This is a genomic window from Vibrio syngnathi, assembly GCF_002119525.1.
GTDB classification, from domain to species: Bacteria; Pseudomonadota; Gammaproteobacteria; order Enterobacterales; family Vibrionaceae; genus Vibrio; species Vibrio syngnathi.
Map to the genome: position 1 here is coordinate 1,546,687 of NZ_CP017916.1, position 14,312 is coordinate 1,560,998.

Annotated in this window: 15 protein-coding genes and 1 pseudogene; 11 read left to right on the plus strand and 5 right to left on the minus strand. The window is 42.8% G+C overall.

The genetic code is table 11. The annotated features are described in order from the left end of the window. The first annotated feature begins 111 nt into the window (after nucleotides 1-111). Together K08M4_RS22255 and K08M4_RS07240 are read left to right on the plus strand one after the other, a co-directional pair. A complete protein-coding gene (locus K08M4_RS22255; protein ID WP_086049380.1) occupies nucleotides 112-1,419 on the plus strand; it encodes an FRG domain-containing protein in 1,308 nt (435 codons plus the stop codon). A gap of 119 nt (nucleotides 1,420-1,538) precedes the next feature. After that, nucleotides 1,539-1,967, plus strand: a complete 429-nt coding sequence (locus K08M4_RS07240) for a hypothetical protein (protein ID WP_086049382.1) — start codon at nucleotides 1,539-1,541, stop codon at nucleotides 1,965-1,967. A 399-nt stretch (nucleotides 1,968-2,366) separates the two neighbouring features. On the opposite strand, the pseudogene K08M4_RS21955 reads toward K08M4_RS07240, so the two are convergent. Then, nucleotides 2,367-2,543: pseudogene (locus tag K08M4_RS21955) on the minus strand (IS110 family transposase); the annotation flags it as partial. A gap of 70 nt (nucleotides 2,544-2,613) precedes the next feature. On the opposite strand from K08M4_RS21955, the gene K08M4_RS07245 reads away from it, so the two are divergent. The 9 genes from K08M4_RS07245 to K08M4_RS07285 all read left to right on the plus strand — a co-directional run bounded on the left by K08M4_RS07245 (nucleotide 2,614) and on the right by K08M4_RS07285 (nucleotide 7,233). Continuing rightward, the gene (locus tag K08M4_RS07245) at nucleotides 2,614-3,423 is read left to right on the plus strand and encodes a class I SAM-dependent methyltransferase (protein ID WP_086049383.1); all 810 of its coding nucleotides are present in this window, start codon (nucleotides 2,614-2,616) and stop codon (nucleotides 3,421-3,423) included. A gap of 103 nt (nucleotides 3,424-3,526) precedes the next feature. After that, complete coding sequence (locus tag K08M4_RS22260) at nucleotides 3,527-3,865, plus strand: hypothetical protein (RefSeq protein ID WP_086049384.1); 339 nt, start codon at nucleotides 3,527-3,529, stop codon at nucleotides 3,863-3,865. Nucleotides 3,866-4,004: 139 nt separating this feature from the next. Next, nucleotides 4,005-4,553, plus strand: coding sequence for a GNAT family N-acetyltransferase (locus tag K08M4_RS07255; protein ID WP_086049385.1), 549 nt, complete (start codon nucleotides 4,005-4,007; stop codon nucleotides 4,551-4,553). A 192-nt stretch (nucleotides 4,554-4,745) separates the two neighbouring features. Further along, nucleotides 4,746-5,198 (plus strand): hypothetical protein, encoded by a 453-nt coding sequence (locus K08M4_RS07260; protein WP_086049386.1) that lies wholly within the window; start codon nucleotides 4,746-4,748, stop codon nucleotides 5,196-5,198. A gap of 104 nt (nucleotides 5,199-5,302) precedes the next feature. Continuing rightward, nucleotides 5,303-5,707: a DUF1801 domain-containing protein gene (locus tag K08M4_RS07265; protein ID WP_086049387.1), complete on the plus strand. Its 405-nt coding sequence runs from the start codon at nucleotides 5,303-5,305 to the stop codon at nucleotides 5,705-5,707. A gap of 174 nt (nucleotides 5,708-5,881) precedes the next feature. Continuing rightward, entirely contained in the window at nucleotides 5,882-6,214 is a 333-nt protein-coding gene (locus tag K08M4_RS07270; RefSeq protein ID WP_086049388.1) for a hypothetical protein, read from the plus strand. Nucleotides 6,215-6,276: 62 nt separating this feature from the next. After that, on the plus strand, nucleotides 6,277-6,558 hold the full coding sequence (locus K08M4_RS07275; RefSeq protein WP_086049389.1) for a hypothetical protein: 282 nt from the start codon (nucleotides 6,277-6,279) through the stop codon (nucleotides 6,556-6,558). A gap of 89 nt (nucleotides 6,559-6,647) precedes the next feature. Then, the gene (locus tag K08M4_RS07280) at nucleotides 6,648-6,980 is read left to right on the plus strand and encodes a YnfA family protein (RefSeq protein WP_004733816.1); all 333 of its coding nucleotides are present in this window, start codon (nucleotides 6,648-6,650) and stop codon (nucleotides 6,978-6,980) included. A gap of 34 nt (nucleotides 6,981-7,014) precedes the next feature. After that, complete coding sequence (locus K08M4_RS07285; protein ID WP_086049390.1) at nucleotides 7,015-7,233, plus strand: DUF6434 domain-containing protein; 219 nt, start codon at nucleotides 7,015-7,017, stop codon at nucleotides 7,231-7,233. A gap of 103 nt (nucleotides 7,234-7,336) precedes the next feature. Here the strand turns inward: K08M4_RS07285 and K08M4_RS07290 are convergent, their stop codons facing one another. The 4 genes from K08M4_RS07290 to K08M4_RS07305 form a co-directional block, all read right to left on the minus strand. Continuing rightward, nucleotides 7,337-8,857 carry an efflux transporter outer membrane subunit gene (locus tag K08M4_RS07290; RefSeq protein ID WP_086049391.1) on the minus strand — a complete coding sequence of 507 codons (1,521 nt, stop codon included), beginning with the start codon at nucleotides 8,855-8,857 and terminating at the stop codon, nucleotides 7,337-7,339. A gap of 2 nt (nucleotides 8,858-8,859) precedes the next feature. Further along, the gene (locus tag K08M4_RS07295) at nucleotides 8,860-11,979 is read right to left on the minus strand and encodes an efflux RND transporter permease subunit (protein WP_198299324.1); all 3,120 of its coding nucleotides are present in this window, start codon (nucleotides 11,977-11,979) and stop codon (nucleotides 8,860-8,862) included. 10 nt (nucleotides 11,980-11,989) lie between these two features. Then, nucleotides 11,990-13,123, minus strand: coding sequence for an efflux RND transporter periplasmic adaptor subunit (locus K08M4_RS07300; RefSeq protein ID WP_086049393.1), 1,134 nt, complete (start codon nucleotides 13,121-13,123; stop codon nucleotides 11,990-11,992). A gap of 99 nt (nucleotides 13,124-13,222) precedes the next feature. Continuing rightward, entirely contained in the window at nucleotides 13,223-14,101 is an 879-nt protein-coding gene (locus K08M4_RS07305; RefSeq protein ID WP_086049394.1) for a LysR family transcriptional regulator, read from the minus strand. Between the last annotated feature and the right edge of the window lie 211 nt (nucleotides 14,102-14,312).

A 14,312-nucleotide genomic window follows, 5' to 3' on the forward strand; every position in this document is an offset into this window, starting at 1 on the left:
GGCGTTTAAACGGAACAAAAACAGTGGGTTACGTTTCGCTTCGCTACACATTATAACCCACAATTTTTGTCCGCTTAACGCGGCGTTAAATTTATTGGAGTTCAACATTGGATGTATAATTTGTTTGTGACAGCTGAAGATGGAGCCTGGGAGCGGAATCATTATCAATACGATCGAAGTCGATTTCTTGAATACACAAACCAAAATCTATCTGAAGCACTTAAAAATCTTAATGAATCAAATATTGATTTACTAAAAAGCTATCCATGCCTCTTTGCCTACGAAGGGGCGAGAAGCGACGTTTACATTGGATACTTAACGTCGATCAAAGAGCGAAATAGAACAGTATTAATTGAATTTCAAATTTCTCAAGATATTGAACCTATACCATTCGCCCAAATTGAGCCAATTGCAGATCTTCTAGATATACGCGGTTGGGAAATGAATCGAACTCATTGGGCGGTAAAAGATGAGGATCTTTTCGCAAGATTAAAAAATCAAGGTATCCCTTTAAACAATGTTCAAGACATTTCTAAATCGGGTAAACCTACAGCGGAAAAGTCACAGTCTCCTACAATTACAAAGCTACAGGGTTTTATAAAAAAAGTGTTGTCTTATCAACATGAAAAAGATCGTGAGATTTTCTATCGCGGTCATTCGAGTAAAGATCAATACAAACTTGAGCCATCACTGTTCAGGAAAGACAAAGAGGGTAACTATCTATATCGTGATGTAGAACACATTATTTTCCGAGAGCTTTTGGTATCAAACTCAGCTGATTTTTCGTCAGATATCTACACCTTAGATCGACTAGTTAGAATGCAGCATTATTCGTTACCGACAAGGTTGTTAGATATAACATCTAACCCTCTGATTGCACTGTATTTCGCATGTAAAGGATCCTCTGAAGAGTCTGGTGAAGTTATAATATTTTCCGTTAAAAGGGAGAGCGTAAAGTATTTTGACTCTGATGTTGCTAGTTGTATATCTAATCTTTCAAGGCTACCCAAGTCTGAGAAGGATAAGATTGATTTCAATTTGGATATTGAAGACTTTAATGAGCAGAAATCGGTTAGAAGGCTCTTACACTTTATAAAAGAAGAAAAGCCATTTTTTGAACCAATTATAGATCCAAAAGATATGAGAAAAGTCATTTGTGTAAAAGGGAAAAAGAGCAATGACAGAATAACCTCTCAATCAGGAGCTTTTTTATTGTTCGGTCACGAAGTGATATTTGACGAAAAAGGTACAGAAGAAATTGAAGTATTAAGGATTACAATAACTAACAAAACTGTACTATTGAAGGAGCTGGATCTACTAAATATTAATGAAAGTACAGTATTCCCATACATTGAAAACTCAGCCCGCTACGTCGCTGATAAATATAAATTTAACAAGGCGTTTAAGAGTGATTCGTAACGCGTGGCATTTTTACTTTGCATTAATTCCTGTGTTTAAGGTGCAATGCAGAGGCTTCGGTATTGCGTTACTCACACCTTAACGCGGCGTTATATTGTTTTTTAATTTAGGGGTAATAATTGAAATTACATCATCATAAACTGCTTAAACTCATATTAGCCAATCGAGAGGCTAGTTTAGAGGATTTAAGCAAAGCTATTGACGTAAAACATAATGATTACAAAGATTATTTTCCTTTAGCTTGTCTTGTAGTTAGTGGTTACATTAGTTGTGATCTGCGTAATTCATCAGGTAAGCCATATGACGAAAAATTACTTGCCTCTATATTTTATTCAAAAGTATCTGGCGAGGAACAGGTTAACAATTATCATAATAGCAGTGGCCGTAAAGGTTATGGAAGTAAGTTATTTACAATGACAGCAAAAACTCAATTGTATTTTGATGAGCTTCGAGCGAAGCGAGTTGAAAGGATGTTTACGGCACTAATTAGTATCATCGTTGGTGTTTCATCAGCATTAATTACATTGGCTATTAAGAGTAATATTTGAGCTGTGAGTAATCAATATAACGAATAAGGATTAAGGTGTTGCGCAGCCAACACTAAATACCGAATGTTGAACAAGCCCGAAGCCACTTTACTAAGTAAATTGTGTAATTGAGTTTGAAGGGCATATCGCCTTGATTCTTTTCTTAAGACGAGTGAGGCCAAGATAAGGTTGCGATAGCAATTTTATCAACTAGTTAGCTATTTTTCGTTTCTTTCTTCGTCACATCTCTTCTGTTTTCTCTAATGCCATTATTCTTATTATCGATGCCTTTCAGCTAAGTGGGTGGGCTCGTTCCGAAACACGGCGTGTATTGGTCTTACTTTTTTATAGCTAAAGGTTGCTGTGTCGTCGGTGACGATACTAGCGTCATGTCCCCCGTTGATTGAGTATTCTTACTCAATAATGTGCACCACCACACGCTTCGACGTCTATACGTACGAGTTGCATATTTGCTATTGTAGTCAGTAGTTTATAGCGAGTTACTGACTTCTGAAGTATAACTTTACCATCTGGGTCTACGGCATGAAGACTAAAGTCGTTTTTAGTTAGAGCGATGCCTTTAAGTATCGTTCTAATAACAAATTTAAGTCGACTGTGTAGTGGTAGCGTTGTCAGCTACTTAATTGGGTGAAAGGGGATGTGACCAATGGAAGAATTGATAGCCCAATATACAGGTGCAAACGAAGATGAAAGGTTAACTCGGCAATATATTGCTCAGTTAGAGTTTGATACTACGATACATAAACTCACACCTTATTTACTTAAAGGGAAATCAGTATGTGAGTTAGGAGCAGCAACGGGGCGCTATTCCTTACATTTTGCGAAATTAGGTTGTGATGTTACAGCAGTAGAACTTGTGCCTGACCAAGTGAAGATTTTAAATACTAAAGCAAAATCTGAAGGTATTGAGTTGAAAGTGTTTGAGGGTAATGCTTGTGATGTGTCATTTATCGAAAGTAGTTCTCAAGACGTTTGTGTAATTCTTGGGCCTTTGTACCACCTAAAAACTCTGCATGAAAGAGAGCTTGCGGTTAATGAAGCACTAAGGATTTTAAAGCCAAATGGTGTACTAGCCATAGCTTATATTTCACGTTTCTTTGTCGCTGGTATGTTTGCCCAACAATTTCCAGAACTAGTCACTCCGGAGGTGCTTTTAGAGTTAAATAACCATGGCACGGTTTCAAACTCTAAAGCCGATAGTTTTTTCAAGGTCGGGTATTTCGCAACGCCTAGTGAAATTGAAAATCTTGTAAACAAAAATGGGTTTAATGTAATTGGACACGCAGCAACAGATGGATTTGGACGTTACATATCTAACGGTGTTAATAACTTTGCGCCATCTCAATATCAGACATGGTTAGATTATCATTTGGCAACTTGCGACGAAGCAAGCCTTTTGGGATCAAGTAATCATGGTTTAGTGATCGCTAGAAAAGCCAGTTCACAAAGCAGTTAAGTCGGATTCATAAGCGTGTGCCGATTCCGTTTCGCTTCATTATGGCACACGTACACTCACCGTTTATTGGGACGTTAGCTGTTCTATAGGTCTCAGAGGGAATATGTTTAAATTCGTAAGGTTGATAGTGCTATCAAATTTATTAGCACTACTTATAGTGGTTACTTTCGAGTATTTCACAGGCTATTTGAAACTATCATTTTCAAGTGATTATGCGTTCTATTCAATGCTAATCCTTCTTGCTTTGGGTTCGCTTTTGTCTTTTTCCGGTCATAAGGTCGGATATAGTGACCCTAGTAACATGGCTGGCGTTTCTGCTAGTTCGCTAATTGAAAACGAGTCTCCTAAATCAACCATTGTGACAAAATTAGAGAGTACGTCTGTTGGGAACAGCTTATTGATCGCTAGTTTGTTTCCACTACTTTATTGCCTGCTATCGTAGCCATCACCTAACAAATTGTTCGACTGTTTGGTCACGTAAACTCTTAGAGGGAACACCAGCGATTCGATGAGTCAGATTCATGATCAATATGGATTATTGGGCACTATGGTTTTACTTCACGATGAAAAAGGAATTTTCGATGTTTAAAATTGAGACAAAGCGGCTGATTATTAGGGATATGAACCCTAGCGATGAAAGAGCCTTCGTGGCGATGTCTCAAGACGCTAAATATCAGCGTTTTTATGATGAAAGTGACTGTGACCCTGGTAAATATAAAGAGTTAACCAACTTGTTTATAGCTCAGGCTTCTGAAGAACCAAGGAAATCATATCAACTCGCTGTTGAAGACAAGAGCACTGGCCAGTTCATTGGCACTGTTTGTTTGCGTCTAGAAGATAATCAACAAGCTTCAATGGGATGTGCGTTTTCAAGATTATCTCAAGGTAATAAGTTAAGCCATGAAGCGGCTCTCGCTTTGGCTGGTTTTGGTTTTTCAACATTGGGCGTACACCGCATTTATGCAGAGACAATCAGTAAGAATTTACCTGCCATTAAGCTCTGTAAGTCTTTAGGTATGCGCCAAGAAGCACATTTTAGAGAGCATCGTTTTTTCAAAGGGCGGTGGTGGGATACCGTCGTTCTGGCTGTCCTGCGAACCGAATGGGTCAAGGCATTGCCAAGTGGTTAATGTAGAATCGATGTGTTTTACAAACAAGGCTCCGATTCAGAACGAGGTTATTCTGCTTTGATACTGTGATACTTTGGTTCGGTAGTATCAAGGTGATGCTACTTGGTTTGGGGGAGTCTGCCTTCATTACTTGCCTCGATTATTTAAAAAGGCCGCAGTAAGATAACGGTTGGCTAGGTAATTGGTTGTTCGTTGTCTATAGGAGTTATAACTGTGTTTTATAGTAAGGAATACAACAAGGGGTTGCTGCTGATCCTTGTTTCGATAAGTGCTTTCATTGTCGTTACGTCTGATAATAACTCCGGAACATTCATCGCTCACGCCATCAACGGGTTAATTGCTTTGCTCTTTTTCTCCATGACAATTGAGGTCAAAGGCAATGTATTGAGCTGGTACTTCGGCTTTGGTTTTTGGCGTAAGAATGTTGAAGTGTCAGACATAACGGAGACATCGTTTTATCAAAGCAAGTGGTATCAAGGTATTGGCATCCGCATGTTGAGCGATGGTTGGTTGTATAATGCATCGGTAGGTTCAGCGCTGAAGTTAAGTTTAAGCAATGGAAAGCATGTTTACATTGGTTGTAAGGATGCTGACGGTTTAAAGGCGGCCTTAAAAGCTGCTAACGAACAGATAACTCAAAAGTGATTTACGAGGCTTGGCACTTTTCGTTTAAAGTTGGACTAATGTTTAAGGTCGTATGGTTTAAGTTAGCGGCACTTTAATATCGCAACAAGTCAATCGGAGGTTCGATGGACAAAGCAATCAAAATACATTTCGACGAGTACCCCGATGATGTTCGAGTTCGGCTCGAAGAGTTACGAGCGTTAATTTTTGAACTTTCCTCTGATTTGGAGTTAGGTGAAGTCGAAGAGTCTCTGAAATGGGGCGAGCCGAGTTACAGCGTTAAGACGGGCAGCCCAATCCGAATTGACTGGAAATTGAAATCACCAAACAACTATTACTTGTTCTTTAACTGTCAAACAAAGCTAATCGACACATTCAGAGAATTGCACGATGGCACGCTGACATTTCAGGGTAATAGGGCAATCGTCTTGAACCTAACTGAACCACTTCCCAAGGCACCGATTAAGCAGTGCTTAGAGCTAGCCTTAACTTATCAACAACGAAAACATCTACCGCTTCTTGGCGCGTAATTCTTACGTGCTGTCACGTGCTTAACTGAATGTGATTAGAATTTGAAAAGTACGCCTGCCACTGATTTACAAGGCTTGGCACTTCTCGTTTAATGTAGGTTAGTGTTTAACGTCTTACGGTTTAGGTTAGTGGCGTTGCTCGGACCGTAAAGTGGTATGTGGACAGGGAAAGTTATGAATCAACAAGAAGCCTTTATAGGATTTGCGGTCTATGGGGTTATCAGTAGTTTAATCGGATTTTTTACGTTTTTTATTATCAAAGATGCAAAGTACAAACAAACATTGTGGACTTTGGAGTCTGTTATGTTTGGTATCTTCGCGATTGGTTTTATCTATTGTTCAGGTGGTAATGGGCCAGAATTGTTGGTCTGGATTCCGCTTGTTACTTTAATGTCTATTTACAATGTCCACTCTTTGAAATTTTGTGGTTCTTGTGGAAAAACTAACGTAAGAAAAAGCGGATTATCATCCATAAAATCATGTAGTGAATGTGGTAATACTTTATAGTGAAGCAACGACATAACAAGACGTTAGTGTCATCTTGAGTTTCAGCTTAAAAAGGAAGTTGTATGAATTTAGATAAAGCTAAAAAACGCATCGCAAAGCAGGTCAAAAAAGGCGACAACGGATACCCAAAAATCACGTTAGCGTATTACGGAGCAACCAAAGATCTCGCTACGGAAGTTGCGGTTCAATTTATGTTGGGTGAGAGCGATGGTGTTCAAGAAGAGCGTTTCTCTTGCGAAACAGAAATTCGAGATAATGAGCTAATCCAAACAACGTTACTCAAGATAATCGAGCGCGCAAATGTTAACTCAGTGATTGAAGTTGAAGGCGTGACGGTTCTTTAGTTATGAATATCTAGCTTTGATTCTGAGTCTCTGTTTTAAGGCAATTCTTATTTCTGTTAGCTTGATTAGTAAATCGGTAAAGGTAAGTTGTGATTGAATTTAAAACGGTCGGGCTTTTTGTACTTACGGCGGTCGCCGAGATTGTAGGGTGTTATCTACCTTATCTTTGGTTGAGAGAAGACAAGAGCATTTGGTTATTGATTCCTGCTGCGATAAGCCTGGCGTTATTTGCTTGGTTATTGACGCTTCATCCTACCGCGACAGGGCGTGTTTATGCGGCCTATGGCGGTGTGTATATTTCTGTTGCCCTGATATGGCTGTGGCTTGTTGATGGCGAAAAGCCAACAACGTGGGATCTGGTTGGTGGCTCAGTTGCACTACTCGGTATGGCGATTATTATGTTTGGCCCTCGAAACGCGTAGTGCATGCATTGAGATGACAGGAAGAGATTAAACCATGAAAAAGGTTGATTGGCACAAGAATCAGATTGATGACAGTACCGTCATAACGGACAGCTACAAAACGACTCAGAACGTGCGTCGATATTTTAAGTCCAAGCTTGGTGAGCAGTTTAAATTCGACCGTGATTTTATGCAGTGGATGAATAATGCGACAGGGTTGACTATGGGTGATGCCTTGCAAGAGTGGGCGAAGCGTAATCAAGTCGATAGTTAAGCTTTACGAGAATACAGTAAAATACCTACCCACAAAAATACCGCCGATAATATCGGCGGTATTTTTTATTGAGCTTATCGTTCATGTTCTTAGGGCAATTGCCCTAGTTGATTGAAGCTAAATCGACTGTGTCAATCTCACCTTTTTGCTCATTAGCTACTTTCCAATCTCCACCTAAGGCTTTATACACCGCAATCGTGGTGTTGGCGGTTTGCAGTTTGGCAGCCACTTGGCGATCTTGCATCGCTTTTTGTTGTCTTTGTGCGTCTAACACCGACAAGTAATCGACTAGGCCGGCTTTATAGAGTGACTTTGCTTTGCTCACTGCATTATCGACGGCGAGGGTGGCTTCATCGATGCGCTTTTGGTTTTCTTGGCTACGGCCATAGGCAAACAAGCTTGAATCGACTTCCGCAAAGGCGCTATCAACTGAGTGTTGATAATTAAGCGCTGCAGAACGGAACCTTGCTTCGTTCATTTCCACCATGGCTTCGCCTCGGCCACCATCGAATACATTCCAACTTATGCCTGCAGATGCCGCCCAACCGAATGAGTCGCTACTGAACAGATCATCAAAACTTCCGGCTGTCACTCCTGGCGTACCCGTTAGGAAGAATTTTGGATAGCGATTGGCAATGCTTGCACCAAGTTCTTCGTTAATGGCTGCCATTTCGCGTTCTGCAATTCGGATATCTGGGCGTCGTTCTAATAATTCAGAAGGTAAGCCTGTCGGAATTACATCGTTCATTCGCGAAAGGGTGAATTCACCGACTAAACGTTGGTTTACGCTCGTGAGTGATTCGCCTAACAACACCGCCATACGTTGTTTGTGAACTTGCTCTGCTATTTCAAGTTGAGGAACAATAGATTCAGTCGCCGCAAGCATGGCTTTGGCTTGAGCAAGATCTAACTCCGAGCCGTAGCCGCTGCGAACAACTTTGGTGACCAGTTCTAAAGTCTGCTTTTGGTCGGCAATGTTCTCTAGTGCGATCGCTTTTCGCTCTTGAGCGCCGCGATATTGCAGGTAGTTGTGAATGACATCGGCAGTGATCAAGGTATTCAAACCCGATTGGAATATCTCGGCTTGTTCCACTCGAATGGTCGCGGCGTTGGATTGCTTATCGATACGTCCAAACAAGTCCATTTCCCATGCGATGCTTGCACCTAAGAATCCGCCATCATGTTGCGCTTCCAGCAAAGACATCCCCGTAGCCGATTCAACCGCATCAGAGGCGCCAAATACCGGGCCGAGTAGGGAGTCGTTCTCACTTAACTGGTAGTTGTAATAACCGCCTCCGACATTGATGGTCGGGACTTTGAATGACTCCACAACGCTTTTATATGAGTTAGCCATGCTGATGCGTTCGGCGGCCAGTTTAAGTGGGATGTTCTGGCTTTGAACATCGGCCACTAATTGATTGAGCGTTGGATCATTGAACTGCATCCACCAATGATTGTGCTGTTCATTTTGGCTCACGCCGTCTTGGTTTACATCACCTTGGCTATATAAGAAGGTCTCAGCCATGGTCGTTTGTGGTTCTTCGTAATCGGGGCCAACCGCACAACCTGTCAGCAACAACGCGAGGGCAATAGGAGCCACTTTAAACTTCGTTAATGGATACATGTTTATTGCTCCTTGTTGAATGAGGTTGGAGTGCCGCTGTTTGTAGATTGAGGTGTTGCATCGAGCACGATCACAGCGTCTTTGATGGCTTCTGCTACCGTCTTCTTTTCTTCGGTTCGATAGAAAAGCTTGTACAGCACAGGCATTATGAACAAAGACAATACCGTTGCTGCAGCCAAGCCACCGATAATGGTTGCCGCCATCTGGTCAAACAGTAGGTCACTGAGCAGCGGGATCATGCCTAGTGCTGTGGTGAGTGCGCCCATTGAGATAGCCATAGTACGGTTAACGGTTGCTTCTTTGATGGCATCAGATAGTGAGCGACCATTTTTACGTTCAAGTTCAATTTGGTCCATCAATACAATACCGTTCTTGATGATCATACCGGTCAAGGTTACCGCGCCAATCAGCGCCATGAAGCCGAACGGTTTATCCAGCAGTAACAAGCTGAATGTTGCACCCGTCGCCGCAAGCGGTAGGGTGGTGAAGATGATCACTGGTTGTTTGAAGCCGTTAAACATCGCAACCAGGATAATTACCATTAACAACATCGCTTTAGGTAGCTGCTTAAGAATATCGCTGACGGCTTTGTGCTCGTCGTAATATTCGCCACCCCATTCCAAGTGGTAACCGTGTGGAAGGTGGATGGATTCAATTTGCGCTTTAACGGCATTTCTTACTGCTGCTGGTGTGGTGTAACGACCAACGCCAGCTTGTGCAGTGATGGTTTTTACTCGGTCACGACGCCAGATCATGGTCTCTTCACTGGTAAGCTCAAATCCATCGATGACTTGACCAAGTGGAACGCTGTGGATGCCCAACAAAGAGCGAACCGGCAAAGTTTCTAGCGATTGAATAGAGCTTTCTGTACCACGCAGTTGAATCGTCACCAGTTCGTCGTTTAAGTTCATACGACCCAGCGGCATGCCTTCTGACGCACGTTTCATCGCGAATGCAATGTCTGCGCGGTTAATACCTGCAAGGCGCATCTTGTCTTGGTTGATGACAGGTTCTAACACTTTGCTCTTTTGACGCCAGTCGTCACGAACGTACTTGGTGTCTGGGTGTTGAGCGAATATAGCTTTCGCTTGCTCTGCTAATCCATGAAGCACCTCGACATCTGGGCCGGAGAAGCGCGCTTCAACACTGAATTTATCCGCCGTCGCCAATTTTAAGCTTATAAAGCGAGGATCGGCATTTGGAAACTCCTCCATTAACCATTTATCACCACGTGCAATCAACGGGCTGAGTGAAAGGAAATCGGTCGCGTTAATCAATATCTGACCGTAAGCCGGGTCAAACGGTTCTGGCTCTATAGTCACTGAGAAGCGAGGAGCACCTGCGCCAACATAGGTTGAAATACTGTCGACTTCCGGCTGTTCTAACAACCATTGCTCGATGCGCTTCATATCCTCTGAGGTTTGTTCAACCTTGGCACCATTTGGAAGCCAGTAATCCAAGAACAGAATAGGTCTGTCGGCTTGTGGAATAAAGTTAACGGCAATGTTCGGGATAGCCAGTGCCGTCACTAAAATCAGCGGAATAAGCCCCGTCAGTGCTTTGAGTGGGTTGTCTACTGTCCAGTTTACGCTTTTACGGTATAAGCTCACTTTGGTGTCGTCAGCTTGCTTAGTTGGCTTGATAAAGAACCAACACATCAAGGCTGTGAACGTCATCGCGACTAGCCAAGACAGCAACAGTGAAGAGGCGATGATAAGGAATACTGAACTAGCGAACTCAGCGGCATCTGTTTTTGAAAAGATAACAGGGCTCGCACCCATGATAGCGATAACTGTTGCGCCAAAGAGTGGTGTTGCTGTCTCTTTAACAGAGTCAATTGCGGCTTTGGTGCGGTCGATGCCTTTGTTGATTTTCACGATCATCATATCGGTGATGACAATGGCGTTATCCACCAGCATGCCGAGGGCAAGAATGAAGGTACCTAGCGAAACTCGGTGTAAATCAATTGAAGTCATGTTCATGTAGGTAAGGGTCAGCAAGATAGTCAGCAGTAAGCTTGAGCCGACAATAGTTGCGCTTTTTAGCCCCATGAATATAGACAGGACGATGAATACAATCGCGACACTCTCTAGCAAGTTGCTTACGAAGTTGTCGATCGATTTTTGAACTTCTTCCGGCTGGTTAGCAACTGTCGCAATATCAACACCTAACGGCAGGGTTGCTTGAAAATCGCTGACGATTTGATTGATTTCATCACCAAGTGATACCACGTTTACGCCGGTGACTGGGCTCATCGCTAATGTGACTGCAGGTACGCCGTTGTAGCGGTTCTCTGTCATCATTGGCTCTTGGTAGCCCATTGTGACGTCTGCAATATCGCCTAAGCGGATTAAGCTGGTTCCTAATTCACTCACGCCGCCTTTGATCATCAGGTTTTTGATGTCGTCTAATGAACCAAACTCACTCGACTGTTGAACTCGGATTCGTTCAGTTCCTGCTGAAAACTTACCGGCATCGAAGGCCATGTTTTGCGTATTCAGCTGCGACCAAACTTGTGTGATAGATAGGCCGTATTGCGCTAACCTTTCATCTGGGATGTCGATATGAACAACGCGTGGCTGAACGCCGTGTAATTCGATCTTCTTAATACCATCGACGGTTTTAATTCGACGTTGCAACTCTTCTGCGTAACGTCTTAGTTCAGCAGGGGATGCATCTTTACTGTGGATAGAGAAAAGCATGCCGTAGACTTCAGAAAACTCATCTTGTACGACACTGATCTGTGCAGTCGAAGGCAGTAACAGCTTCATGTCAGATACTTTGCGGCGCAATAAGTCCCACTCTTGAGGAAGTGCCTTTGAATTAAGAGATTCTTTGAGATCGACAAACACCATCGACATGCCAGGCCGAGACAGTGAACGAAGTCGGTTTAATGATCCCATCTCCTGCAGTTTAGTTTCGACGGTATCCGTAACTTGCTGTTCCACTTCTTCAGCGGAAGCGCCGGGATAGAGTGTTACTACGACGGCCGTTTTGATGGTAAAGCTTGGATCTTCGAGCTTGCCAAGATCAAAGTAAGAAAATAGGCCTGCGATGACACTCAATGCAGTGAAAAACAGGATGAAGGTACGTTGTTTGATGGCTAAATCAGCTAGATTCATCATGATTTACCTACAGACTCTTAACTTGAATATCGGAGAAGTGTTGGCCTTCCATGACGTACTGAGCACCACTCACCACGACGAAATCGCCATCGTTGAGCGTTGATTCAACACATACGGTATTTTGGGACATCGAAACCACGTCCACAGTCACGCCATGAGCTTGTTCGTTCTTAACCGTGAACACTTGCTCGATGCCAGATTGATTCACCAACGCTGAATACGGTAAACAGAAATTACTGCTAGCGTCGCCAAGTTGAGTTGTCAGTGTGACGGCTTTTCCTGGCAATACTGACATATTGGTTGTCTCTACATGGTAAGTAACCGCGTAGGTTTGTTTAATAGGGTGAGGTGACGTTGCAATTTCAGCGGTGTACCCAATCAATTTTTCCTCTGAGCCATACCAATTGATAACAGCGGTTTGATTCGGCTTGAATTCATGAATCAAGTTTTCTGGGACTTGGATTTTAACTTCGAGCTGATCAGGATTGTGAATAGTGAAAGCCGAAATGCCCGGCAGGACTTGTTCAAACTGATCGAAGTTCGATGCCGCAACCACACCATCAAAGGGGGCGAGTAGTTGGGTATAACGAATCGAATCTTTCGCATGGCGTATGTTCTGTTCCACGACTTTAACCGCCGCTTCACTTCTTTCGTAACCGCTGATTGCACGATCCAGATTAACATCGGCAATCGCGTTGTCAGCAATGGCTTGTTTCACTCGAGCAAGTTCAGCCTTAGCTAGCTTGTGTGCGGATTTTGCTTCAAGAGAGCGAGCTTGTAACTCTTCCAACGCGACTTGGTAATCATGAGGGTCTAACTGCGCAAGTGGTTGGCCTTTCTTTACTGACTCACCAACCGAGACCATCATTGTTTGAATCGTGCCAGGCACACGAAATGCGACGCCAGCCGTTTGTGATGATTGCAATTTACCGGTGAAGGATTTTTCAACCTGATGAGAAAGAGGCTCAAGTTGGATCACTTGAATCGGTCGTGTTTGTTTTTGAGGCGCTGTCGCCTCTGAGGTATTACAACCAAACAGGGCGGTTAGGCTTAGTGCGATGACTGTATATTTGAAAATAGGCGTCTGTTGAAATATCGACGAACGCTGAAAAATAGATGAATGTTGAGATATAGGCTTCATGGATTACTCCTGTCAATTTATGGAGTAATTCTATCTTTCAGTCTTGTTTAGATAATCTAGTCTACACGCGAAACACTGTCACATTACTCGTTACAATAGCTATAGTTTTGGAAGTTCTTGTAATAAAAAATCAATCAAAAGCTGCGCGGAATGGCTTAACGCTTTCCGCTGAGGGTAGAGCAGCCATGCTTCTTCTCTTTGAAGATTCTCGTCGGGGAATAGGTTAATCAAGGTGCCGTCTTTGAGTTGTTGTCTTACCAAGAGTTCTGGTAACAACGCGATGCCTCTATGTCGAATTACGCCGCCTTTCACGAAGCCAATGCTGTCGCTGACGACCGAAGGTTCAACTTTGATGGTGTGATCTTTGATCTCCCATTGTTTATCGATGTCGCTACTTGGCCACCTGAAGCAAACAAATGGGTAATTGGTGAGCTCTCTTAGGTTTGAGGGCTTACCTTGTTTCTCTAGAAACTCAGGGCTTGCGACAAAAATACGTTGCAGAACCATCACTTTACGAGCAACCACGTTAGCGTCGCTCAACGTACCACCATGCATCGCGAGGTCTAACCCTTGACGGTACATGTCGACAAAGCCGTTGCTAATGTTGCGAATATCGAGCTCAACCTTAGGGTACATATCTTGGAATTTAAACAGAGTCGACTGCATGATGTCGCTGGTTTCAGGTAATAGACCAATCTTAATTTGCCCGTGTGCAACTTCTGAAAGGTTGGAAGCGACATAATTCGCTTTGTCGAGCGCACTTAATGCATTGAGGAGTTCTTTGTAATACAACTCGCCAGATTTGGTTAAGGATAGGCTTCGTGTGGTTCTAAAGAACAGTTGAATGCCGAGAGACTTCTCAAGGTCATTAATTCTACGGCTAACGTTAGCTCGGGGAAGGTCAAGTGCATTGGCGGCGGCAGTAAAACTACCCAGCTCGACGACAGTGGTAAATAACTTAAGATCTACGATTTTCATAATGATAGGTTCGAATATGAGGTTGAGTGTCTAACCGATATCGTATATCAAACTGCACATTAAATCGAAAACAACAAACCATGATTAAGTATTTATTAGCGCTGTATCAGAAGTTTTAACGTAATGTTCAAATGGCAGTGTGCTCCACCATTCAAGAACGACCTTACTTATGCTTACATTTTGCTAAAACCAGAGAATAACCAACTTTTGA

Coding starts and splice junctions, on each gene's coding strand:
- K08M4_RS22255 (WP_086049380.1), top strand. CDS start 112: ATGTATAATTTGTTTGTGACAGCTGAAGATGGAGCCTGGGAGCGGAAT.
- K08M4_RS07245 (WP_086049383.1), top strand. CDS start 2,614: ATGGAAGAATTGATAGCCCAATATACAGGTGCAAACGAAGATGAAAGG.
- K08M4_RS22260 (WP_086049384.1), top strand. CDS start 3,527: ATGTTTAAATTCGTAAGGTTGATAGTGCTATCAAATTTATTAGCACTA.
- K08M4_RS07255 (WP_086049385.1), top strand. CDS start 4,005: ATGTTTAAAATTGAGACAAAGCGGCTGATTATTAGGGATATGAACCCT.
- K08M4_RS07265 (WP_086049387.1), top strand. CDS start 5,303: ATGGACAAAGCAATCAAAATACATTTCGACGAGTACCCCGATGATGTT.
- K08M4_RS07270 (WP_086049388.1), top strand. CDS start 5,882: ATGAATCAACAAGAAGCCTTTATAGGATTTGCGGTCTATGGGGTTATC.
- K08M4_RS07275 (WP_086049389.1), top strand. CDS start 6,277: ATGAATTTAGATAAAGCTAAAAAACGCATCGCAAAGCAGGTCAAAAAA.
- K08M4_RS07285 (WP_086049390.1), top strand. CDS start 7,015: ATGAAAAAGGTTGATTGGCACAAGAATCAGATTGATGACAGTACCGTC.
- K08M4_RS07290 (WP_086049391.1), bottom strand. CDS start 8,857: ATGTATCCATTAACGAAGTTTAAAGTGGCTCCTATTGCCCTCGCGTTG.
- K08M4_RS07295 (WP_198299324.1), bottom strand. CDS start 11,979: ATGAATCTAGCTGATTTAGCCATCAAACAACGTACCTTCATCCTGTTT.
- K08M4_RS07300 (WP_086049393.1), bottom strand. CDS start 13,123: ATGAAGCCTATATCTCAACATTCATCTATTTTTCAGCGTTCGTCGATA.
- K08M4_RS07305 (WP_086049394.1), bottom strand. CDS start 14,101: ATGAAAATCGTAGATCTTAAGTTATTTACCACTGTCGTCGAGCTGGGT.